The following is a 21168-nucleotide window of genomic DNA, read 5'->3' as shown; positions in this document are numbered from 1 at the left end:
TCGCGTCGCCTGCTTGTCAGCTCGCCTGGTTTCCCTACGCTCCACGACTTCTCAGGAACTCATTGCATGGACTTGTTGCTGGCGCTCAAAGCCGTCATTCTCGGTGTGGTCGAAGGTCTGACCGAATTCCTGCCGATCTCGTCGACCGGTCACCTGATTCTGGCCGGCAGTCTGCTCGACTTCAACGACGACAAGGGCAAGGTCTTCGAGATCGTGATTCAGTTCGGTGCGATTCTTGCTGTGTGCTGGGAATTCCGCGCGAAGATCGCACAGGTGGTCCTGGGGCTCGGCGGCGATGCGAAGGCGCGTCGCTTCGCGATCAACGTGATCGCCGCCTGCGTGCCGGCCATCGTGCTGGGTCTGCTCTTCGGCAAGCACATCAAGGCCGTGCTGTTCAATCCTATCGTGGTCGCCACGGCGTTCATCGTCGGGGGCGTGATCATTCTGCTCGTCGAGCGGCACAATCGCCGCAACGTCGAGGCGGGCAGGTTGCCGCGCGTGAATTCGATCGACGACCTGTCGCTTGCCGACGCCCTGAAGGTCGGCTTCGCGCAATGCCTCGCGCTGGTGCCCGGCACGTCGCGCTCGGGCGCGACGATCATCGGCGGCATGATGTTCGGCCTGGAGCGTCGTGTGGCGACCGAATTCTCGTTCTTCCTCGCGATTCCGATCCTCTTCGGCGCCACCGTCTACGAGCTCTACAAGGCGCGCTCGACGCTGTCGGTCGACGACTTCAGTCTGTTCGGCATCGGTTTCATCGCGGCCTTCGTCAGCGCCTTCATCTGCGTGCGCTGGCTGTTGCGCTACATCGCTTCGCACGACTTCACGGCGTTCGCGTGGTATCGCATCGTGTTCGGCATCGTCGTGCTGGCGACGGGTTACAGCGGCCTCGTCGTCTGGGCGGACTGACGCAGGCAGCGGCGTCGCAATGAAAAAGGGCACCCGTGGGGTGCCCTCTGCGTTGGTGCAGGCGCAATGTCGTCCGTGATGCCGGTCAGCGCTTCCTGAACACGAGATCCCACACGCCGTGACCGAGGCGCAGGCCGCGGTTCTCGAACTTCGTCACGGGGCGATAGTCGGGGCGCGGTGCGTAACCGGTGCCCACTGTGTTCTCGAGCGACGCTTCACCGCCGAGCACTTCGAGTATCTGCTCGGCATACTCCTGCCAGTCGGTCGCGCAGTGCAGATAGCCGCCCGACTTGAGGCGCGAAGCGAGCAGCGCCACGAACGGCGGCTGCAACAGGCGGCGCTTGTGGTGGCGTTTCTTGTGCCACGGATCCGGGAAGAAGACGTGTACGCCGTCGAGCGAGCCTTCCGGCAGCATGTGCTGAACGACTTCCACTGCGTCGTGCTGGATGATGCGGATGTTCGAGAGCGGGGTCTCCCCGATGAGCTTGAGCAGCGCGCCCACGCCCGGCTCGTGCACTTCCACGCCGAGAAAATCGTCGTCAGGCCGCAGCTTGGCGATGTGCGCGGTGCCGTCGCCCATGCCGAAACCGATTTCCAGGATGCGCGGCGCGCCGTCGCGGCCGAATGCGGCGGGCCAGTCGAGCGACCGGGGGGCGTACGGCACCACGAACTTCGGACCGAGGGCGTCGAAGGCGCGCTTCTGGGCTTCGGAACTGCGGCCGGCGCGTCGCACGAAACTGCGAATGCGACGCGGGTGAGCGACGCCGTCTGGGCCGACGTAGACGTCGCCGTCCTGTTCGTTGGAGTCCGGCGCGCCGGCGTCGGCTGCGTCGTCGTGGGCCGGTTGCGCGTCGTCGGCCGGCAGGTGTCCGTGATTCGTCATGGAAACAAAAAGCCGTCTGAGGCGACGGCTTGTCGAGGTATCGGGGGAAGCGGCGGACTCACGTCGATTGCCGAAGTCAACGCCCAACACGATGATTTTTCAAAGGAATTTCCCGCGCCTTGGCGACGGGAGCGGGCTCGATTATCGCCCGGAACCCCCTCGAGTGGCAAGCTAAGGGCGCCGCTCAGGCCGGGCGGACGACTTGCGTGTCCTCGGGCGCAATCGGTCGTCCGTCGACGGTGCTCGGCCGCAGGTCCGCCAGCGGCTCGCCGGTGCGCGTGTCGACGAGCGTCGAATGCCGCTCGCGCCGGCCGAAACGATGCTTTTCCCCCCACTGCCGCAGCGCCACGACGAGCGTGAAGAGTTCGCGCCCCTGCGGCGTGAGCACGTATTCCTGGTACGACGTGCCGTCCGACGCGGGCTGCACCGAGAGGATGCCGGCGTCGACGAGTGCCCGCAGCCGTGTCGTCAACATGCTGCGCGCGACTCCCAGGCTGCGCAGGAAGTCGCCGAAGCGACGTACACCGTCGAAGGCATCGCGCACGATGAGCAGGCTCCAGCGATCCCCTATCACGTCGACCGTGCGCGCCACGGGGCAGGTGTCGAGCGACGGATGCGGTGTCTGCGTCGCGGCAGTTTTCGATGTGGACATGGATATCGACCTCGTTCGGGTATCGCAAATTAGGTTTCATTTTAAAACTGGTTTGGTTATGATCCAACCAGTATTGATTTGAAACCACTTTGGGAGAACTCATGCCATCATGTCAATCGACCCAGGCAGCGGGCGTGCCGCCGTCAACGGCAGTACCGGGCAGGATGCCGCGCATGCTTGTGGCGATCTTCGCGTGCGCGGCGGGACTGAGCGTCGCCAACGTCTACTACGCGCAGCCGTTGCTCGACCTGCTTGCGGACGATTTTTCGATCTCGCATGGCGCCGCGGGCGGTGTCGTCACGGCGACACAGATCGGCTGCGCGCTGGCGCTGCTGTTCCTCGTGCCGCTCGGCGACCAGTGGGAGCGGCGGCGTCTCATGCTCGTTCAACTGGGCTTGCTGACGATCAGCCTGCTGTGGGTGTCGGTGGCGACCTCGGCGCTGGCGCTGCTGCTCGGTATGACGCTGGTCGGCATGTTGGGCACGGCCATGACGCAGGGCCTCATCGCCTATGCGTCGAGTACGGCGGGCGAGCACGAGCGCGGACGCGTCGTCGGCGCGACGCAGGGTGGTGTGGTGGTCGGCCTGCTGTTGGCGCGCGTGATGGCGGGCGGCGTCGCGGACATCGCGGGATGGCGTGGCGTGTATCTGGCCTCGGCGCTGGCGATGCTCGTTCTCGGCGCCGTGCTGTGGCGCACGTTGCCGCGTCAAGGGACCTCTTCGTCGCGTCAGCGATATGTCGTGTTGCTGCGCTCCATGTTCGAGCTGTTGCGCGAGGAGCGCACCTTGCAGATTCGTGGCGCCATTGCCCTGCTGATGTTCATGGCGTTCAGCATTTTCTGGAGTGCGCTGGTGCTGCCGCTGTCCGCTGCGCCGTTCCACTTCTCGCACACGACGATCGGCGCATTCGGACTGGTCGGCGCCGCGGGGGCGCTGGCGGCGGCGCGTGCCGGGTATTGGGCGGACCGCGGTTGGGCGCAGCGCACGACAGGCGCGGCGTTGATTCTGCTCACGCTCTCATGGCTGCCGCTGGCCGGGCTGCATGCGTCGCTGGGCTGGTTGGTGCTCGGGGTGTTGCTGCTCGATCTCGCCGGCCAGGCCATTCACGTGACGAATCAAAGCCTGATCTTCGCGGCGCGCACCGATGCGCCGAGCCGACTCGTCGGTGCGTACATGCTGTTCTACGCGACCGGCAGCGGGCTGGGCGCGGTTGCCGCGACGGCCACCTTCGCGGCATTCGGGTGGACGGGCGTGTGCGTGCTGGGCGCGCTCGTGAGTCTGGCGGCGTTGGCTTGCTGGGCGCTGACGTTGCGATGGATGCCGCACAGCGCCAAGGCGCGCCGCGGTGCTTGACGGGGATTTGTCACGAGACTTCCCGCGTTGCGATCGTCACGACACCGGTGGAATGCCTGACGAGCAGCCCGGTGCCCCCGACGAGCGCTCGTCAACGCGTCTTCGCGCGGCTCGGTTTTGCGGGCGTCGTGGCGCGTGCCGGACTCTTGTTGCCGAGTACGCCTGTCGTCTCCATGTCTTCGAGCCAGGAGAGCGCGTCGGCATGGCGCAGGAAGTGCCGCAGGTAGTCGGGCGAGACGTCGTGCATGAGCGACAGTGCACGATGCACGAGATGGCTGGAGTTCAGCGGACCGGCGTTCTCCGGCACTTGCGCGAGCGACTGCCGGAGGTTGCCGTCGGTACTCAGCTTCGACCACGTCTCGCGGAAGTACTCGAGCACGTCGAGATCCTCGAAGGCGTCGTCCGTCGAGATGACCGTTGGCGTGATGGGCACCGCCACGGGCGTGAGCGGCGTGGCGGCACGCCTGGCCGGCGGTGCGGCCGAGGGGGCCAAGGTGGACGTGGAGGCCGGGGCGGTTGCCGGCGAGATCGTATCGCCGGCTCGTCCGGTGTTGCTCGCGAGCGCCACGGCGCGAGGTGCACGAGGCGCACGAGGCGCACGAGATGCCGGCGCGGGCGCTGCACGATCGCCAGCGCGATGCGAGATATCCGCGGCGAGTGCGGCGAGCAGCGACGCCGCGCGCTGGTCGGTTGGCGCGTCCTGCGAGGTTTCGGGTGTCGATTCGATGGACGTCAGCCGTTGCGCAAACTCGTCGACGAGCGTCTTGAGCCGTTCGTCGAGCACGCGCCGTATGTCGCCATCATAGGCACGGCTTCGTGCGGCGAGGGCTTCGATGCGATGAAAGCGCACCGGGTCTCGCTTGTCGGCGCCCTGCGAGCGCCACTGCGCGATCCGTGCCGACAGGGTGTCGGCCGGGGCTGCCGGCGCCGGCGCGCCGGATGCCACCGATGCTTCGGCCACGAGTGAATCGACGTTGGCGTCACGCATGCGGCTTGCCTGCATTGCTGGCGCTGCTGCGCGGCATGGGGGCGATTTCCACGCGACGGTTCTTGGCGCGACCGGCTTCGTCGGCGTTCGACGTCACGGGCTGTTCGGCGCCGAATGCCGCCGAGAAGATCGACGACGGTGGCACACCGGCGGCGATGAGCTCGCGTGTGACGGTAAGCGCACGTTGGGCCGAGAGTTCCCAGTTGTCGGCGAAGCGGCGGTTCGTCTCGCGCACCTGCTGGTCGTCGGTGAAGCCGCTCACCATCAGGATCTCGTCGCTCGCGCGCAGGTAGGCGGCGAGCGGCGTCGCGAGACTGCGCAGCACCTCGCGCCCCTGGGGCTGCAACTGATCGGAGTTCAGCGCGAAGAGCACGTTGCCGCTGATGCCGATGCGGCCGTTCACGAGTGTGACGCGGCCGCCCGCAAGCGGGCCGGCGAGCGCTTTTTCAAGCGTCTCGCGGCGCTGCGTCTCGGCACGGCGCTCCTTGACCTCGCGTTCGAGCTTCGTGGACAGTTCGATCTGCACGCCGATCACGCCGAGCATGATCAGCACGAACGCGCCGAGCATCACCGACATCAGATCGCCGAAGACGGCCCACGTGGGCGACGCGGCGCCAATGTCGCCGCTCTCGACACTCTCTCCGATGCCCGCGTCCAGTTCGTCCCTCATGCTGCCACGCTACCCGGTTGTGCCCGCGTCTGCGCCAGTTCCTGCAGATTCTCGAGGATCTGCTTTTGCGACATCACGCTCAGTTCCACGACCTCGCGCGCCTGGGCGACGTAGTAGCCGAGCTGTTCGTCGCTGCGCGCCATCGATTTGTCGAGCGCGGCTTCGATGCGCTGCAGGTGTTCCAGCAGTTGCGAGTTCGATTCGCCGAAGCTCTGCACTGCCGCGCCGAAGGCGTCGCCGAGGCTGGCGATCTCGATGGCGCTGCCCGCGACCTGTGCCGAAGCGGCGGCGAGCTTGTCGGTCTGTGCGGCGACCGCGTCGCCGAGATTCGCGCCCGCGCGTTCGAGCAATTGCGCGGACGTGGTGACGAGCTCGTCGACGGCGGCGCGCTGTTCGTTGCCGGCATGCTTGACGGTGTCGAGCAGCGTGCCGAGCGTGTCGAGCAGGCGCGAGCGCTCTTCGAGCATGGCGTTATCGCGCACCATGCTGTCGGAGAGTTTCTGGCGCAGTTCGCCGATGATCTCGGCGGCAGCCTTCGGGGCTTCCGAGGCGGTTTGCACCAGACGCGAAATCTCGGCGATGGTGTCGTTCGCATTGGCGCGCGTCTGCTCGGACATCTCCAACGCCGTGCGCGCGAGCGTGTCGCAGATCGTTTGCTGCTGGGTGGCCGTCTGCTCACCGATCTGCTGCCATTGCGCGCGCAGCGTGGCCAGCGTGCCTTCGAGCGTCTGCGTCCACGCGGACAGGCGTTGCGTCTCGCGCTCGGCGGTAGCGTCGTGATGGGCGGCGTTCGCGGCGCTCAGCGCCTGCATCAACGACGCGCTGTGGTCGTTGAAGGCGCTGGTCGTCGCGGCGATGAGCTGCTGGTTGCCGTCGGCCAGACGCTCGCTCGTGCGCGTGTGTTCGGCGATGGCGTCGCGCCAGGTCTGCGCCACGTTCTCGGAGGTCGAGTCGATGTGGGCGGAGACGCTTTGGAGCAACTGCGTCGCGCGCGATTCGAACGTTTGCGCGAAGCGTTCGAGGGCCGTGCCGAGATCGTTTGCGAGCGTCTCGTTTGCTGTCTGCTGCGCGGTGAGGGCTTGCTTCCACTCGCCGGACACCACGCTGGCAGTCTCCGATACGCTCTGCATCGCGCCTTCGGTACGCAGGCTCACGCTGTCGATCAGTTGCGAGGCGCGCTGCTCGAAGGTGTCGGCGAAACGGGTCAGCGCGGCGGCGAGATCGGCGTTGAGCGTCTCGTTCGCCTGCTTCTGCTGGGCGATCGACTGGTCCCACGCCTGCGCGACGCGTTCGTGCGCGCCGCTCACGTTGCCGCTGGCTGCTTCGAGCTGGGTCGCCACGTCGCCGAGCAGTGCGTTGGCGCGGGCTTCGAAGGTCTGCGCGAAGCGATCGAGCGCCGTGCCGAGGTCTTGCGTGAGCGCCTCATGCGAGCGTTGTTGTTGGGCGAGGGCTTGCTCCCAGGCCTGCGCGACGGTGGTCTGTGCGGTGGCGATGCTGCCGGTGGCGTTGTCGAGGCGCGACGTGACATCGGCGAGCAAGCCTGCGGAGCGCGTCTCGAACGTCTGTGCGAATTGCGCGAGCGATGCGGCGAGATCCCTGGCGAGCGTGTCGTTGGTGGTCTGCTGCGCGGCGAGCGACGCTTCCCAGGTTTGTGCGACGCCCGCATGTGCGGTGCTGACGTGATTCGTCGCGGTCTCGAGTCGGGCGGCGACATCGTCGACGAGCTTGGTCGAGCGCGAATCGAACGTCTGCGTGAATCGATTCAGCGCGCTGCCAAGGTTCTCGGCGAGGGTGTCGTGCGAGCGCTGTTGCGCGGCGAGCGAAGACTCCCACGTTTGCGCCACGCTCGCGTGGGCCTGGCTGACGTGGCCCGTCGCGGCTTCGAGGCGTGTGGCGACGTCGTCGAGCAGTCGCGCCGAGCGCGTATCGAAGGTCTGCGTGAATTCACCGAGCGCCGTGCGCAGATCGGTTGCGAGCGATTCGTTGGCACGCAATTGAGCGTCGAGCGAATCTTTCCAGACGTTTGCGACACGCGCGGTCGTGGCTTCGAAACGATCGGACAGGCCGTCCATGCGATCTTGCATCGCGGTGGACACCGTTTGATGCCACGACGCCGCCTCGCGCGCCAGGCTCGCCATCGTCGCTTCGACTTCCGGGCGGATGGCGGCGCCGGCCGCGCTGGCGGTCGTGGCGACGCTGTCCTTCAGATACTGCTGCATTGCGCTGGTCAGCTGCGCGTAGGAGGCGTCGGTCTTCGCGTGAAGGGCGTCCTGACTTGCGACGAGTCGTTCGCCGAGCGTCTGACTCTGGCGCTCCATGGCCGCCATCATTTCCTGCAGACGGTCGACGAGCGCGGGCATGACGGTGGCTTGCTGCGCGAGCAGTTGCAGCGTGGTTTCGCGCTGATGTTGTTGCGAGAAGGGACGCAGCGTGGTCGCGATGCGGGCGTCGAGCGCCTGGACGGCTTGCACGCGTTCCTTGCGAGCGAGCGCGGCGAGCAGGCCGAGCATGGCCGAGGTCGCCACCCCGGCGACGGACGTGCCGAAAGCGAAGCCGAGGCCCTTGACCGGCGAGGCCAGCGAAGCGCGGATCGCTTCGAGGTTGGTTGCGCCTTCGAGGGCGAGGCCGGTGCCGCGCAGCGTCGCGGCCATGCCGAGGAACGTGCCGAGCATGCCGAGCAGCACGAGCATGCCGACGAGGTAGGGCGTGAGGGCGGGGCCGGGCAGGCCGACGCGTTCGCCTTCCACGCGCAGACGCACGGCGTTGCGCAGGCCGGCGGGGAGCGTGTCGAGCCAGGTGGGCAGCGACGCGGGGGCGGCGTTCAGGCCGGCGACGGCGCGGGCGAGCGTGTTCGTCGATTCATGGAAGCGTTTGAGTTCGAGGGCGCCGATGAGGTAGACCGCTGCGATCAGCAGGGAGATAGCCAGCGCGAGGGTGTTGGTACCGGCATAGCCGATGGCGATCCAGCCGACGACGGCCAGGCCTGCGACAAAGGCGACGAGATCAACGAGGTAACGGGTCATTGTTGTCCGGGTTCACTAACGTTTTCGCCAGTCGGCGCCGATGCGAGGGCGGCGATCAGCCCTTCGACGGGTTCGAGGCGTATATCCAGTTCCGCGAGCAGGATGCTCTGCATATCCCGGTGGAAGGTGTCGAGCCAGGTGCCGGCCGGCGCGAGCGGCGGTGCGCCGGGCACGCGCGGGGCGGCCATCGCGGCCTGTTCCGTGTCGCGCAGGCGCACGAAATGGCTCTCGAGCAGGTTCGGCACACTGGCGAGCAGGGTCCGCTCGCGGGCGCCCATCACGCGTTCCATGACGGCGTCCACGCTGGCCAGTCGCGCAGCCTGCGGCGACTGGGTGGCGAGCTGGGCGCGCAGGCGTGTGCGCAGGGCGCTGATGGCCGTGTCCATCGTCTGCTGCGAGGTCGCGTAGCGCTGGCGATAGGCCGGAAACTCCGCGAAGGACGCGGCGCGTTGGCGCTCGGCGGCGCTGAGCGCACGAATCTGCCCGCCTGGCGCGGCCGCCAGCCCGCAATCGCGAGCGATGGCGGTGGCGAGCTCCGCGCGCACGCGGGCGAGTTCGCTGGCCGGATCCTGCGCGGCCGAACGCACGCCGGGCGTTGCAGCCGGCGGGTTGGCCTTGAGGGCCGACGACAGGGCGATGGCGTCGGTCCAGCCCAGCCACTGACTCAGGCGGTCCGAGAGCGACGGCGCGGCCTCTGGGGGCGCGAACGTGCTCAGACGGGCCAGCGAGCGTATGAGTGTCGGGGCGCTGATAACGGGACGCCGGGGCACTTGCACCATTCCACTGGGGGGGTCGAAAACCCTGCAGTTTACACTGCGCGCGCCTCTTGCCCCAGGTGGCCGCCTCCGGCGCCATCCGGCGCCCGGGTGCCGACTGTGATTTATCTCAGTTTCCAGCCCTTATCCCGAGGTTTATCTTTGACCCAACTCGCGACAAACGCGAAACGACGAAGCAAAAACCGGAGGTGTGAAATGGCTGCAATTGGACCGATCTGCGATGGACTGGTGATGGTAGGTACGTGGGCACTGCGGGCGAAGCCAGTGGCCGAGTTTCTGGCAGGCCTTGCGAACTTTCTCTAAGCCACTCGCTTAGCGACAAACAAGCAACATCGAACCGAACGAAAACGAGAGGTGTGACATGGCTGCAATTGGACCGATCTGCGATGGACTGGTGACGATAGGTACGTGGGCGCTGCGCGCGAAGCCGGTGGCCGAATTTCTGGCAGGCCTTGCGAACTTTCTCTAAGCCACTCGCTTAGGGACAAACAAGCAACATCGAACCGAACGAAAACGAGAGGTGTGACATGGCCGCAATTGGACCGATCTGCGATGGACTGGTGACGGTAGGTACGTGGGCGCTGCGCGCGAAGCCGGTGGCTGAGCTCCTCGCCGGCATCGCGAACTTCTTCTAAGCAGTGAGCTAGCGGCAACTCAGGACACGGAGCAAGCCGTGTCGGGCGACTGGGCCAGTCCGTTGCGCAGGTAGGGCAGCAGGCTGGCGAGACCGAGTGCGGCCATGGCGGCGCCGATCCAGAGGGGCGCGCGCAGGCCATAACCGGCATCGATTGCGGCGCCGCCGGCCCACGTGCCGAAGGCAAGGCCGGCCGTGATCACCGACGTGTGCATCGTGTTGACGAGTGGCCCCGGCGTGGCGGCGCGCATTACGCGAGCGACCATGGCGGGGTTGAGCGAGACGCCGGTGAGGCCGATGGCGGCGAAGGCGGCAACGCCGACCGGCCGCAGTTCGGCCCACAGTGCAAAGCTGACCAGTGCGAGGGCCAGCACGCTCAGGCCCGCGACGAGAACGGTGAGCGTGTGGCGATCGGCGAAGCGTCCGGTGATGGCGTTGCCAATGATGTTGGCGATGCCGTACATCGCGAGCAGGTTCGGGATTGCGGCGGCGGAGACACCGGCGACGTTCAGGAAGATGGGCGAGAAGTAGCTGAACGCGGCGAAGGTGGCGCCGATGATGAGGCCGCTGGTCGCGAACGCGGCCCACAGCGGGCGATTGCGCAGCGAGCGGATTTCGGCGGCGAGGCTGATGTCCTCGCGCCTCTGCTTTTGGGTGACGGGGGCCCAGAGGGCGACGGCGATGGTGCACAGTGCGGCGAGGATGGCGACCAGCCAGAAGCTGGCGCGCCAGCCGAAGTGTTGCTCGATGTAGGCCGTGAGCGGCACGCCGACGACGGGCGAGAACATCAGGCCGCCGAGCACGAAGGCGGCGGCGCGTCCGCGCACGGACGGGGCGACGAGGTCGGCGCACAGCGTGAGCGCGACGCCGAATGTGGCGGAGCTGGCGACACCCATGACGATGCGTGCGAGCGCCATCGCTTCATAGCGCGTGGCGACGGCGGCGAGCACGCCGCCTGCGACGTTGATCGTCAGGAGGCAGACGAGGGCGCGCTTGTGCGGCGTGCGCAGGGCGAGCAGCACGGCGGTGAGCACTGGTCCGCCGATGGCCATGCCGAGTGCGTAAAGCGAAATGAGATTGCCGATGGCGCCGATGCCGACATCCATCGCATGGGCGAGCGTGGGCATCATCCCGGCGACCATGAATTCGGCCGTTGTCATGGCGAAGACCGTGAGTCCGAGTAAGTAGACGACGGCTGGCATGGCGGATTTCGAAGTCATATTTTTAACGTTCATTCCAAATTCGGAGTTGGGGGAGAGCCCGTGGAGGGACGGGGTCGGGGATTCTGTGCGTGTGTTGGGGGCTTTGGGCGTGAGGGTGCTTAGAGCTGGGCGAGGGCGCCTTCGACGATGTCTTCGAGGAAGGCGCGATCGCTGACGGTGCGGCCGAGTGCGCGCAGGCCGTAGTAGCTGGACAGGAACGTGCGCGCGACGAGAAGCGGCGAGCGTTCGGTGGACAGTTCGCCGCTATGCTGGCCGACGGCGATCAGGTGCACGATGACTTGTTCGATGCGGGTGAGGTAGGCGAGGCTGATCTGCCGGACCTTGGGGTCTTTTGCGCCGCGCTCGAGGACGGCGAAGAGCGTCATGCAGCCGCGCTGCTTCTCGGGATCGAGGTCCTCGTCGATGCCCCATTGCATGAGCGCGCGCAGCCGGTCCTTGATGGGGCCGGGGGCGTTGAGGATGTCGAGTTGAGTTTGAAGTCCGAGCGTTTGATAGCGCTCGAGGGCTTCGTGATAGAGGTTGAGCTTGCTACCGAATGCGTTGTAGAGGCTGCCGCGTCCGAGGCCGGTGCATTCGACGAGCGCTTGCGCGGAGGTGCCTTCATAGCCGTGCGTCCAGAAGACGTCCATGGCGGCGTCGATGACGGCCGCGTCGTCGAATTCTCTGGGTCTACCGCTCATGATGGGCCTCAAAGGGAGAAGGGCAGCAAAATGGGCTGCGCCCACGGGGCAACGCTGCGATGGTGGGACTATAGGTTATTTTTGAACGGATGTTCAAATAACCGGATGTGGGTTGTGGGATTGATTTTTTGGAGGCGCTCCGCGACGGCGGAAAACGAAAAAGCCGTCACGAGGACGGCTTCTTCGAAGAATCTCTGGAGCGGGCGATGGGAATCGAACCCACGGCTCTAGCTTGGGAAGCTAGGGTATTACCATTATACGACGCCCGCGAAGAGGGCTATTCTACGCGGGGATTGGGGAGTTTGGCAATCGTGAGATCTGGTAGGTGGCGTGAAAAGCGTATCCACTTCGGATCGGATTGCTGGAATCGGTGTGTGTTGGCAGCATTTTGGAATCTCAGATTCGATTCCCATCGCGGGGATGCCTTTTCTGGCTCCTTTTGGTCCGTTTGGGGCGGTTTTTAAGCTTGATGCGGTAAGCGCTATTGGCCGAATGCGAGACGAAAATCTTGCTCAGCGGCAAAAACGCCACGACTGAGATAGGCGGGGAGTCTTGAGGTGAACACCGCGGATGTCATACACTGCATGGCCGAGGTCGGCGTTAATTCCGGTCGTGTGTAGGCTTAGGCAACGCATAAGCAGAAAAAACTAAATATCTCGATGTAACCAGATAAACGGGGAAAAGCGATGGGTTGGATATTTCTTATTGCAGTGGTCGCGATAATTGTTCTTGCAATCATGAGCGAGAAGAAAAAGCAAAGAGAGCGAGAGGCAGCGCACCAACGGTATATCTCGTCGCTCGATGAACTAAAGAGAAACCCAACAAACGCTGATATCAAGCAAAAGACGCTTGCTCTTGGTCGGCATTATTCAAACCTCACGCGGGATAAGAAGGGAAACACTCTGTTTGATGAGGTGGCATTGATGAATGACATCAATGCAGCATGTGCTGGAGCAGTTCACACCGGCCAGGCACCGACGGCGGCAGGTTCTCCCGTCGCAGTCGAGGACCGTATTCGGAAATTGAAGGATCTGCATGAGAAGGGACTCATCAGCCCCGAGGATTTCCAGAAGCGGCGCGATGAAATCCTCGCAAGTATCTAACCAATAAACTACTTAGGAACAGGGTTGGTGTGTAGATCTCGTCACCACCGTCCGACCATCGCCAAGTGTGTTCCTAGGTAGTCTGCATTGCGTTGCGCGTGACGTTTCGATTCACATAAGTGCTGCCGCTGTGGTCGGTGCCATGTAGCTCACATATGCACAATTTTGGGGACGGTTCGTGAGTCAACAACCGCATGGCGTGCACCAAGATCCACCGCAGGCGGCGTTCACGCAAGCACTCGCAAAGCTTCAACAGGAGGCGTATGCGAAGGGGCACGCAGACGCAATGAGCCAAGTCCAGGCAGCGGATCAGCAAAGGCAGATTGCCATTCGGAACGACTATTACCAACGGCGTTGGACGCAACCAGCGACATTTCGACATAGGTTCGTGGAAGCTGGTGGCCTCCCGAGTGACCGTCAGTCTTTGGCCCGCCATGTGCGGGCTTTTCTTATTTTCGTCTGCGCCTTGGCGGTACTGAGTCGAGGCATTTGGCATAGCTTCGCTATGCTGCGGCTACTTGGTGGCTCGCGTTAAGCCGTTACCCCCGCAACGTCCGCTGAAGAATTTCGTGATGCACTTTCGCTTTCACTTCGCGATACACGAACTCGACCGCAGACGCCAAATCGGGTTTCAACCCACCTTCCCCTGAAGCGACAAACCAATCGTCCCCCGGAAACTTGATCTTCGCGCTGACCCGAAAGACATCTCCCACCAGTTGCCCTTCCAAAACCAACGGAAGACCTTTGGTGTCGCACATATCCCTGATCTGCTGAACGTGGTTCGCATGCGTCATGCTGATGTTCCTTTAGTACAACCCGTCCGCCGTATGTTTCGGCAAATCCCGGTCGTAGGTATCCCCATCGAAATGCCCACCGCTCAAACGCCGATGCATTGCGCCGGTACTAGGCAGTGTCTCGCGGGGGATCTGCGTCGCCTGATCCCATAACCGGGAGCGGACGATCGCCTTGGCGCAATGGAAATACACGCTGTCGATCGACACCACGATGACAGTTCTCGGCAGTTTGTCGCTGATTTCAAAGCGAGAGAGCAAATCCGGATCGACGGAGATGCGAGCGCGTCCGTTGACTCGCAGCGTTTCGCCAATGCCCGGAATCAAGAAAAGAAGTGAAACACGCGGATCGGCGATGAGGTTGCGAAGATTATCGATCCGGTTATTGCCGGGACGATCCGGAATCGCCAACGTCCTTTCGTCCAGGATCTGAACGAAGCCGGCGGGATCGCCTTTCGGTGAGCAATCGGTCCCCTGGTCGCCAACAGATGCCAGCACCACGAAAGGGCAAGCTTTAACGAAGGCCTGATAGTCCTCGTTGAGATAGTTCAGTTCCTTCCACAGCGCGCGTTCGCTCGGTTCGCCATAAATCGCTTCGAGTTGTTCCACGCTGTCAATTTCATGACCCATACAACGCTCTCGCAAATGTCGAATCCGCCGGAAGCTCGATCGCGATTCCGGAACGGCCTGCAGTCCACCGATAAGTGCCCAGGCACGGACGGCGGACGAAGGATCAACTGTCGATCTTGTCGATGAATGTCAGGACTTGCGCTTCGGCTCGAACCCAGGCGTCGTCTGCCGAATATCCCGATAGGCCGGTGATCTTGGAAAAGTCGGTGAAGAACACTCCACCTTCCATATGACCGACCGAAGCCACGGCTCTCCAGCCTGAAACCCCGTTGGGCGCGACTCGAATCGTATACGTTCGCTTCCCGTATTGCTTATACATCTGTGTTGGCATGTGACAAACTCCCACCTCTTTTGTCTCATGCTAGCACGCGTTGGTTAAACGGCGGAACAAAACAGCCATTGCGCTGATGACGGGCGAATCTCCCACTCCTGAAAGAGATGATGTTCTGATGCGCCATCCAGCTTGCCCGCGCCCAACGCGTGCGTACTCCGCATTTCGCTCCACACAGATCGGATGACGATCCTCGGACTCGCGGGCAAATACCAGCGCGCCAATCCCGGCACACGGATCAACAACGTGACTAGATCACGGGCCAGCCCATAGGGGACGAAGGACGCTCCGATCGCTGCATTGTCGGTATGAGCCCCCTCCCGATAGTGCTCGAGCGGGAACATCCGCTCGTCTACAGTCAATCGCCGCTCAAGCGCTACGAGTTTTTCCATTGCGGCCATTTACCTGATCTATTGGCGCGTCATCTGCATATTCAGGATCTCCTTACCGTCGTTGCATTGTCTGCCGGACCCCAAGATTTCGAGTACCGGCGAGGAAGCCATTCGATGGGCAGCGGGGGGCGCATGCCCACGTTTACGCGCAGCAGTTGGGCAGATACAAGCGGTTATATAGACGAGTGGTCAATTTTTGCAAGAGTGCGAAAGCAAATTGAGAGATCTTTGGGTTGAAGATTCCATAAATCCACCCATTAACTTTACCGCCGGTACTCGCCATCAAATATTCATGAAAATCCTTCCACAGTCTTCCGTCAGTCCCCTCTACCACCCTTATCAAGGCGCTTATCCTCATCATCCAGGGCAGATCTGGGCGGCAAATTGTATTGGCGTAGGTCGGCAAACGTCGCCGGGGCCCCTTGATCTATCCACAAAATCGAGGTTGGTCGAGCAGCCCTATCTTAGTTCCGACTCGGGGTATCCAAGACCCTCATTGTCCGTCGGCGTTCCATCGTTCGAGGCAACAGGACGTGCATTCGACAACGAGTCCGCGAGCGTCTGGGCAAAAAATTGTATCGGGGTAGGTATCGGTGGAGGACAAGCTGCTATCGATACGCTGCCCTATTCTGATTGCTTGTCAAATTCGCCGTTGACCGAGGCACTCCGTTTTAATGCTGGCTGGGGGAATGTCAAGCCAGATACGGGCGTGGGACAAGAGAACTCTGGCTGTGGATGGGATCTTATGCCGGGCGCAGCGCCCATCCCCTCTCGACGACGTGGTAGGAGGCCCGAGGTGACCGACGACATGCTGAAGGACTGGAGCGAGCGCTACAAGGATGGAATCGATGAAAACGATGGACTCGAAGGAGTCGCCAGGAAATACAACGTCAAATACTCGAACGTGACACGTTATCTCAAGGCGAACGGTGAGCTGAGGCAGCATGCCTACGATCGGCTCAACCCGGGCGGACTCCGGCCTGTCACCGATTCCATGCTGAAGGAATGGTACGATCTCGGCAAGGATGCAATCACGGACCGAGGTGGACGCCTAGGAATCGCCCGGGATTACAAAGTCAGACTCGATAATGTGATCACGTACCTCACTTGGGAGGGCGAACTGAGGGGGCCTGCCAGGAAGAGGCTCGGCTTGACTGAAAAAGCCACGTCCCCCCAAACGCCTGATAATTCCTTTTGGCGACCGTGGTCGTTTTAAGGGGCGTTGTCAACAGCAAGTTGGAATCAATGGGCTGCCGCCGGTTCCATTGTTCACCGTAACTTGGTGTCCATGAAACTGGCAGCAGCCCATAGGTTGATGACACTGAATCGCTTGAACTCGCGCGAGCAGTATTCAGGGCTTTATACGGGGAACTCGTTGTAGTGTTCAAACGTCGCTTGAGTGGTGCCGAGGCGCTGGCATCACGTCGCGCGCCACACATCGCCATGCTCGCCGGTCGTCGCTGCCCAGCTAATCGCCTCGCGGTTGTAGCAGTCTAGCGCATGCGTCACACGCAGCGGCGTACCATCGTTGCACCGACGTGCAACGGCCGACACCGCCGCTCCTGGCTCCAATGTTGCCTGCACAATGGCGATTTTTTTGCGCCGCGCGCCGACGGCGGCGCTCCGGCTCAGTCAGAATTTCCATGCTTTTCCCGGCATCCCACTGGCCGGCGCCATCCCACACTGGCGGCGCAATTTGTTCGTCACGTCGTTGCCGACCGGCGCTTTTCGCGCGTCGTCGCCCAACGAATCCGATGTCGTCGTCAGGCAGGGCGCCTGCGCGCATCGCGCAGCAATCGGTCCGCGATCTCCACGAACCCGTCCCCGCCAGGGCCGTTCGTCACCCATGCCGGGGCCTTGGGCAGCACGTCGAGATAGTCGCGTACGGTGCTGACGCCAACAGTGTTGCGGAAGAAGGCGAACATCGGGGCGTCGTTGAGCGAATCGCCCGAATAGAGCACCTTGTGGCCCTCGACATGGATGTCGACGCCGAACGCCCTCAGCAGGGTGCGACCAGACATCTTCAACTTGTCGTATCCACCGAACCATCCGAGGACCCACAGGTTGTTGATCGTGGCGTCGGCACCCGCGGCACGAAACGCTTCAACGATTTCGACGTCTTTGCCGGCAACCCCGCTACGCTCGAACGCCACGCTCGTAAGCCGGAAGCTCTGATCGTCGGCCAGCCGCGATCCGGGAACGCGCGCGAGTACGTCGTTCGCGAGTTCCGTCAATGCGTTCCGCGCATCTTCACGGGCAACCGCCTCATCCCAGTATCGACGCACGACGCCGTGCCCGTCGGCCTGGCGTTGGAGAAAGATGCCACCGTTCTCGGCGATCACGCCGTCGACGGGCCACATCCTCGCCATCTGGTCGCACCATCCCGACGGTGCGGCCGTCACGGGAATCACCCGGAACCCATCTACCTGCAAGCGTTCCAGTGCCGTGTAGACGTTGGCGGCCAGACGCCCGTGACGCGTCAGCGTCTCGTCCATGTCCGTCAGCACGAAGCGGACGTCGCTGAATTCGCCGGCGGGGGCTCGGGAGAGGACTTGCATAAGCTGTGAGTCGATACGCTCGAAGGGGCATCGAGTATGCACCCAACGAAATCCGGGACAGGCGCGCCGTCAGATTTCCATATACGGAAATGTCATTTGGCGGTGCTCACCCTCGTGCCGAGGCGTTCAGACATGCCATTGGCGTCGCGCGCAGACGACATCGCCGTCGCGCGACAGCCGCCGTCAGCTCCCGCTTTTGCGATAGATCGCCAGCCCGCCGGCGAGCGAGAACATGACCACGGCACATGCGCGGTTCAGACGCTGCAGACCACGCGCGGTCATCAGGCGGGCGGCCTGCACGCCGCCCGTGGCGTACAGCGTCATCACCACGATGTCGACCGCCGCCGACACCACCGCCAGCACGGCGTATTGCGGCGCGAGCGGCAGCGACGTATCGACGAATTGCGGCAGGAACGCCGAGAAGAACAGAAGAATCTTGGGATTGGTCAACGCCACGCCGAAGCTGCGCAGGAAGACGCGTCGCGCACTCAGATCGGACTTGATGCGCACCTGGCTCAAATCCTGCGGATGGCTGCGCCACAACTGGATCGCCAGCCACACGAGATAAGCCACGCCGACCCATTTCACCGTGGCGAACATCGTGGCCGACGCCATCAGCAATGCCCCGAGCCCCGCCCCGACGGCCGCCACCACGAGCATGTCCGACAGCGCCGCACCGCACATGCCGACCAGCACCACGCGCCAGTTGCCGGAAATGCCGTTCGCCAGCGCGAGCAATGTCGTCGGGCCGGGGATCAGACCGCCAATCAGCGCGGCCGTGGCATAAATCGCGAGTGTGGAGAGTTGCATGACGAGATTCCGGGAACAAGGCAGAAGCGCCAGTGTTACAGATACTGCGAACGTCAGCAATGCAGGCCCTCCCCGGCCGACTATCGTCGGACAAGGTGTCCGGCGAATCCCGATCGGCCCGCGGCGCGTCGTCCTTGAGCGTGAGCGCGGGGATCGCGTAATCACCGGAAATTCAGAGACATTCAACGCGGACGAACCAGCGTGCGCCGCTCATAATCGCGCGAACCCATCTCGGCGAGGCGGCTGATCGTGCGCGACAGATCGCGCCAGTCGCTGAGCGCGTCGAGGGCTGGAATCAGCGGCGTGTCCGACGCGATCAGCAAGGTGCGCTGACGGTCGTAACAGATATCCACGAGCCATAGAAAGCGCTGCAGGGTGTCGGGGCGGTGCAGCCGCTCGACGTGCAGGTCGTCGACGATCAGCGCCGACCATTGTTCGACGAGCGCCAGGTAGTCGAGATGCGAACGGTGAGCCACGCAAAGCGCATCGAAATCCGCCCACAACACCTGTTCGCCTGCACTGCGCGCCGGCAGCGAACGGCCGGCGAGCGAGACCTCCATGGGTATTCCGGGCGGCATGCCTTCCATGGCGAAATAGTGCTCGGGCAGCGTCGCGCGGGCGAGTTCGAGCGGAGCGATCCAGCGCGGCAATTGCGCGGGCTCGCCGCCGACGCGGTAGTCGGTGGCGCCGTCGAAATGAACGATGGCGAAGCGCCGCAGAATGACCGAAATCGTCGGCACGAAGCGCTCGTGAAATTCCGGGTCGGGCAGCAACTGTTGTGGTGCGTAATTCGATGTGAGCACCAGCCGCACGCCGCGCGCGAGCGCGATGTCGAGAAAGCGGCCGATGAGGAAGGCGTCGGCGATGTCATGGACGTGGAATTCGTCGAAGCAAAGCAGCGCTACGCCGTCGAGCCAGCGATTGGCGACGGCGGCCAGCCGGTCGTCGCATTTCGGCTCGCGCACGAGCTGCCGATGGATATCGCGCAGAAACTCGTGGAAGTGCACGCGGCGCTTATCGCATACCGCCACGGCGAAGGCGGTGTCGACGACGAGGCTTTTGCCGCGTCCGGGCAGACCGTGACAATAGACGCCTTCGTAATGGCTGTCGCCAGCGCCCAGGCGGGCGAGGGCGGCGAGCGCATCGCGTTGACGGGCATCGGGGTGAATGTGGCGCGCGGCCAGCGCCTGCGTCACGCGCTCGGCATCGATCATGAAAGACGGACTCCATCGGAACGGCGGTCGGTGCGTGTGGCATTGACCAACCTGCGCCACTATACCGACGCCCCGCGGCGGCGGCCAATGCGGAATTCGGCGCGCAGTCATCGCATTTCGGCATCGCCTTCCGTCATGGCTTCAAGGCGACCGCGGCGTCGCCGTGCCGGCGCAGTTTGCTGCTAGAATCGCCGTCAAGGCCGATGCTGCCTGCCGCTCGCACCCGCTTGCCGGGCACGGTGAAAGCATCGCAGGTCGCATGTCCGTCCCGTTCATCAGGCGACGCGCATCAGCAACGCGAGCACTGATCGAAATCGTCGCCGCCGAACATCACCAAGGATGGCAAACATGCGAACCTACCTCGACGCCAAAGTCATGGCCAAGTCCCTGCGCGAACGTCTCGCGCGCGAGGGCATCGACATTTCCCACGCACAGGCCCTCGAATCCGTTGCCGCACAGTTCGGCGTCGCGGACTGGAACGTGCTGGCCGCAAAACTCGCCTCCGCGACGAGCGACGGCATCGCGTTCGACACCGTCGCGCCGATCCATCGCATCTTCGACGAAGCCAAGGCGCGCGAATTCTACGTGGACTTCCTCGGTTTTCGGCTCGACTGGGAGCATCGCTTCGCCGACGGTCTACCGCTGTATTGCCAGGTTTCGCGCGCGGGCATGACGCTGCATCTGTCCGGCCATTTCGGCGACGCCAGCCCGGGCGCCACGACGTTCGTGTACATGCGCGGCGTGGAGGCCTATCAGCGCGAGCTGAGCGGCAAGCGTTACCCGAACATGAACCCCGGCATCGAAGAACTCGACTGGGGCAAGCAGATGACGGTGACGGATCCGTTCAACAATCGCATCCGCTTCTGCGAATCCAACGGCTGATCGCCAACGCATGGGCGGTCGTCGCCAGTCTTGACGATGACCGCCGCGCCGGCGGCGGCATTCGAGTCAGTCCGTCCCTTCTTCGTACAGGGCGCCGTCCCAGCCGTCGAGGTATTTCGGCAGATTGTCGCGCACGTCGAGGACGCGATGACGATAGAACAGATGCATGGTCGGCCGCAGGGAAGCCGGCAATGTGGCGTCGTGTGCCCGCGCAAGCAGCGCATTCGGCACGACGCGCATGTCGAGGCGGTTCGTGCCGTGCAGCGTCTCGCCACATTGGGGACAGAACTCACGCGTCATCCGGCGCGTCGGATGCGAGAACCGCTGCGTCATACCCGTCAACGACACCTGCGATTTCTCCCAGGCCGTGGCGGCCAGCATCGGACTGCCATAGAAGTCCCGGTAGGCGTTGCAGTGGCAAAGCGCACGTGCGGCCGGCTCGCCGGACAGGGTCATGGTGACGCCGCCGCATTGGCAGGCGACGGTGAGGTTCGTGAGGTTCGGATTTGTCGTGGTTGTCATGAAAGCATGTTCAATGCGCAGGCTGCGCAATGGCGTAAGGATACGGCGAGTGCGCGCGGGCGTGTCCCTGCCGGAAGTCATAGGGTCTGGTGACCCTGGCTTGCTGCGGCAACCTGCGGCAATCCCCCCGAGGAACCGCAGGGCT

21 protein-coding genes and 1 tRNA gene are annotated in these 21168 nt (G+C 63.7%); 5 read left to right on the top strand and 17 right to left on the bottom strand.

Features of this window, described 5'->3' with window-relative positions; genetic code table 11:
* Window positions 1-66 precede the first annotated feature (66 nt).
* Complete coding sequence (locus RO07_RS21585; RefSeq protein WP_039405654.1) at window positions 67-909, top strand: undecaprenyl-diphosphate phosphatase; 843 nt, start codon at window positions 67-69, stop codon at window positions 907-909.
* 85 nt (window positions 910-994) lie between these two features.
* Here the strand turns inward: RO07_RS21585 and trmB are convergent, their stop codons facing one another.
* Complete coding sequence (gene trmB, locus RO07_RS21580; protein ID WP_039405652.1) at window positions 995-1792, bottom strand: tRNA (guanosine(46)-N7)-methyltransferase TrmB; 798 nt, start codon at window positions 1790-1792, stop codon at window positions 995-997.
* Window positions 1793-1976: 184 nt separating this feature from the next.
* A complete protein-coding gene (locus RO07_RS21575; protein ID WP_052266784.1) occupies window positions 1977-2444 on the bottom strand; it encodes a winged helix-turn-helix transcriptional regulator in 468 nt (155 codons plus the stop codon).
* A 164-nt stretch (window positions 2445-2608) separates the two neighbouring features.
* Here RO07_RS21575 and RO07_RS21570 point away from each other — a divergent pair, with 164 nt between their 5' ends.
* Window positions 2609-3796, top strand: coding sequence for an MFS transporter (locus RO07_RS21570; protein ID WP_039405647.1), 1188 nt, complete (start codon window positions 2609-2611; stop codon window positions 3794-3796).
* A 91-nt stretch (window positions 3797-3887) separates the two neighbouring features.
* Here the strand turns inward: RO07_RS21570 and RO07_RS21565 are convergent, their stop codons facing one another.
* The 7 genes from RO07_RS21565 to RO07_RS21535 form a co-directional block, all read right to left on the bottom strand.
* Window positions 3888-4784 carry a DUF2894 domain-containing protein gene (locus RO07_RS21565; protein WP_084072884.1) on the bottom strand — a complete coding sequence of 299 codons (897 nt, stop codon included), beginning with the start codon at window positions 4782-4784 and terminating at the stop codon, window positions 3888-3890.
* The gene (locus RO07_RS21560; RefSeq protein WP_039405644.1) at window positions 4777-5454 is read right to left on the bottom strand and encodes an OmpA family protein; all 678 of its coding nucleotides are present in this window, start codon (window positions 5452-5454) and stop codon (window positions 4777-4779) included. The genes RO07_RS21565 and RO07_RS21560 overlap by 8 nt, the downstream gene beginning before the upstream one ends.
* Window positions 5451-8477, bottom strand: coding sequence for a DUF802 domain-containing protein (locus tag RO07_RS21555; RefSeq protein ID WP_039405641.1), 3027 nt, complete (start codon window positions 8475-8477; stop codon window positions 5451-5453). The genes RO07_RS21560 and RO07_RS21555 overlap by 4 nt, the downstream gene beginning before the upstream one ends.
* Complete coding sequence (locus tag RO07_RS21550) at window positions 8474-9256, bottom strand: DUF3348 domain-containing protein (RefSeq protein WP_052266782.1); 783 nt, start codon at window positions 9254-9256, stop codon at window positions 8474-8476. The genes RO07_RS21555 and RO07_RS21550 overlap by 4 nt, the downstream gene beginning before the upstream one ends.
* 651 nt (window positions 9257-9907) lie before the next feature.
* The gene (locus tag RO07_RS21545; RefSeq protein WP_039405637.1) at window positions 9908-11107 is read right to left on the bottom strand and encodes an MFS transporter; all 1200 of its coding nucleotides are present in this window, start codon (window positions 11105-11107) and stop codon (window positions 9908-9910) included.
* A gap of 101 nt (window positions 11108-11208) precedes the next feature.
* A complete protein-coding gene (locus RO07_RS21540) occupies window positions 11209-11790 on the bottom strand; it encodes a TetR/AcrR family transcriptional regulator (protein WP_039405634.1) in 582 nt (193 codons plus the stop codon).
* Window positions 11791-11985: 195 nt separating this feature from the next.
* Window positions 11986-12059 (bottom strand) — tRNA-Gly (locus tag RO07_RS21535).
* Between the two features lie 468 nt (window positions 12060-12527).
* Between RO07_RS21535 and RO07_RS21530 the strand changes: the two genes are divergently transcribed.
* A complete protein-coding gene (locus RO07_RS21530) occupies window positions 12528-12893 on the top strand; it encodes an SHOCT domain-containing protein (protein ID WP_167369442.1) in 366 nt (121 codons plus the stop codon).
* Window positions 12894-13432: 539 nt separating this feature from the next.
* On the opposite strand, the gene RO07_RS21525 is transcribed toward RO07_RS21530, so the two are convergent.
* The 4 genes from RO07_RS21525 to RO07_RS21515 form a co-directional block, all read right to left on the bottom strand.
* On the bottom strand, window positions 13433-13687 hold the full coding sequence (locus tag RO07_RS21525) for a hypothetical protein (protein ID WP_039405628.1): 255 nt from the start codon (window positions 13685-13687) through the stop codon (window positions 13433-13435).
* A gap of 12 nt (window positions 13688-13699) precedes the next feature.
* A complete protein-coding gene (locus RO07_RS21520) occupies window positions 13700-14314 on the bottom strand; it encodes a pyridoxamine 5'-phosphate oxidase family protein (protein WP_039405626.1) in 615 nt (204 codons plus the stop codon).
* A 103-nt stretch (window positions 14315-14417) separates the two neighbouring features.
* Window positions 14418-14645, bottom strand: a complete 228-nt coding sequence (locus tag RO07_RS26180) for a hypothetical protein (protein WP_147284595.1) — start codon at window positions 14643-14645, stop codon at window positions 14418-14420.
* A 44-nt stretch (window positions 14646-14689) separates the two neighbouring features.
* Window positions 14690-15037 (bottom strand): hypothetical protein, encoded by a 348-nt coding sequence (locus RO07_RS21515; protein ID WP_147284596.1) that lies wholly within the window; start codon window positions 15035-15037, stop codon window positions 14690-14692.
* Between the two features lie 796 nt (window positions 15038-15833).
* Here RO07_RS21515 and RO07_RS21510 point away from each other — a divergent pair.
* Window positions 15834-16253, top strand: a complete 420-nt coding sequence (locus RO07_RS21510) for a hypothetical protein (protein ID WP_039405621.1) — start codon at window positions 15834-15836, stop codon at window positions 16251-16253.
* A gap of 547 nt (window positions 16254-16800) precedes the next feature.
* On the opposite strand, the gene RO07_RS21505 is transcribed toward RO07_RS21510, so the two are convergent.
* From RO07_RS21505 to zapE, 3 genes are all read right to left on the bottom strand, one after another.
* On the bottom strand, window positions 16801-17595 hold the full coding sequence (locus RO07_RS21505) for an HAD-IIB family hydrolase (RefSeq protein ID WP_039405618.1): 795 nt from the start codon (window positions 17593-17595) through the stop codon (window positions 16801-16803).
* Window positions 17596-17778: 183 nt separating this feature from the next.
* The gene (locus tag RO07_RS21500; protein WP_039405614.1) at window positions 17779-18405 is read right to left on the bottom strand and encodes a LysE family translocator; all 627 of its coding nucleotides are present in this window, start codon (window positions 18403-18405) and stop codon (window positions 17779-17781) included.
* Window positions 18406-18587: 182 nt separating this feature from the next.
* Window positions 18588-19619, bottom strand: coding sequence for a cell division protein ZapE (gene zapE, locus RO07_RS21495; protein WP_039405611.1), 1032 nt, complete (start codon window positions 19617-19619; stop codon window positions 18588-18590).
* Between the two features lie 348 nt (window positions 19620-19967).
* Here zapE and RO07_RS21490 point away from each other — a divergent pair, with 348 nt between their 5' ends.
* Window positions 19968-20501 (top strand): glyoxalase superfamily protein, encoded by a 534-nt coding sequence (locus tag RO07_RS21490; protein WP_039413214.1) that lies wholly within the window; start codon window positions 19968-19970, stop codon window positions 20499-20501.
* 66 nt (window positions 20502-20567) lie between these two features.
* Here RO07_RS21490 and RO07_RS21485 read toward each other — a convergent pair whose 3' ends face one another.
* Window positions 20568-21023: a GFA family protein gene (locus tag RO07_RS21485; RefSeq protein WP_039413211.1), complete on the bottom strand. Its 456-nt coding sequence runs from the start codon at window positions 21021-21023 to the stop codon at window positions 20568-20570.
* Window positions 21024-21168: the final 145 nt, after the last annotated feature.

The sequence above is a fragment of the Pandoraea pulmonicola genome, assembly GCF_000815105.2.
GTDB classification, from domain to species: Bacteria; Pseudomonadota; Gammaproteobacteria; order Burkholderiales; family Burkholderiaceae; genus Pandoraea; species Pandoraea pulmonicola.
This window is presented reverse-complemented; position numbering and strand designations above follow the sequence as displayed.

Excerpts from the sequence above, each read along its gene's own strand:
- RO07_RS21585 (WP_039405654.1), top strand. The coding sequence starts at position 67 with ATGGACTTGTTGCTGGCGCTCAAAGCCGTCATTCTCGGTGTGGTCGAA.
- trmB (WP_039405652.1), bottom strand. The coding sequence starts at position 1,792 with ATGACGAATCACGGACACCTGCCGGCCGACGACGCGCAACCGGCCCAC.
- RO07_RS21575 (WP_052266784.1), bottom strand. The coding sequence starts at position 2,444 with ATGTCCACATCGAAAACTGCCGCGACGCAGACACCGCATCCGTCGCTC.
- RO07_RS21570 (WP_039405647.1), top strand. The coding sequence starts at position 2,609 with ATGCCGCGCATGCTTGTGGCGATCTTCGCGTGCGCGGCGGGACTGAGC.
- RO07_RS21565 (WP_084072884.1), bottom strand. The coding sequence starts at position 4,784 with ATGCGTGACGCCAACGTCGATTCACTCGTGGCCGAAGCATCGGTGGCA.
- RO07_RS21560 (WP_039405644.1), bottom strand. The coding sequence starts at position 5,454 with ATGAGGGACGAACTGGACGCGGGCATCGGAGAGAGTGTCGAGAGCGGC.
- RO07_RS21555 (WP_039405641.1), bottom strand. The coding sequence starts at position 8,477 with ATGACCCGTTACCTCGTTGATCTCGTCGCCTTTGTCGCAGGCCTGGCC.
- RO07_RS21550 (WP_052266782.1), bottom strand. The coding sequence starts at position 9,256 with ATGGTGCAAGTGCCCCGGCGTCCCGTTATCAGCGCCCCGACACTCATA.
- RO07_RS21545 (WP_039405637.1), bottom strand. The coding sequence starts at position 11,107 with ATGACTTCGAAATCCGCCATGCCAGCCGTCGTCTACTTACTCGGACTC.
- RO07_RS21540 (WP_039405634.1), bottom strand. The coding sequence starts at position 11,790 with ATGAGCGGTAGACCCAGAGAATTCGACGACGCGGCCGTCATCGACGCC.
- RO07_RS21530 (WP_167369442.1), top strand. The coding sequence starts at position 12,528 with ATGAGCGAGAAGAAAAAGCAAAGAGAGCGAGAGGCAGCGCACCAACGG.
- RO07_RS21525 (WP_039405628.1), bottom strand. The coding sequence starts at position 13,687 with ATGACGCATGCGAACCACGTTCAGCAGATCAGGGATATGTGCGACACC.
- RO07_RS21520 (WP_039405626.1), bottom strand. The coding sequence starts at position 14,314 with ATGGGTCATGAAATTGACAGCGTGGAACAACTCGAAGCGATTTATGGC.
- RO07_RS26180 (WP_147284595.1), bottom strand. The coding sequence starts at position 14,645 with ATGCCAACACAGATGTATAAGCAATACGGGAAGCGAACGTATACGATT.
- RO07_RS21515 (WP_147284596.1), bottom strand. The coding sequence starts at position 15,037 with ATGGAAAAACTCGTAGCGCTTGAGCGGCGATTGACTGTAGACGAGCGG.
- RO07_RS21505 (WP_039405618.1), bottom strand. The coding sequence starts at position 17,595 with ATGCAAGTCCTCTCCCGAGCCCCCGCCGGCGAATTCAGCGACGTCCGC.
- RO07_RS21500 (WP_039405614.1), bottom strand. The coding sequence starts at position 18,405 with ATGCAACTCTCCACACTCGCGATTTATGCCACGGCCGCGCTGATTGGC.
- zapE (WP_039405611.1), bottom strand. The coding sequence starts at position 19,619 with ATGATCGATGCCGAGCGCGTGACGCAGGCGCTGGCCGCGCGCCACATT.
- RO07_RS21490 (WP_039413214.1), top strand. The coding sequence starts at position 19,968 with ATGCGAACCTACCTCGACGCCAAAGTCATGGCCAAGTCCCTGCGCGAA.
- RO07_RS21485 (WP_039413211.1), bottom strand. The coding sequence starts at position 21,023 with ATGACAACCACGACAAATCCGAACCTCACGAACCTCACCGTCGCCTGC.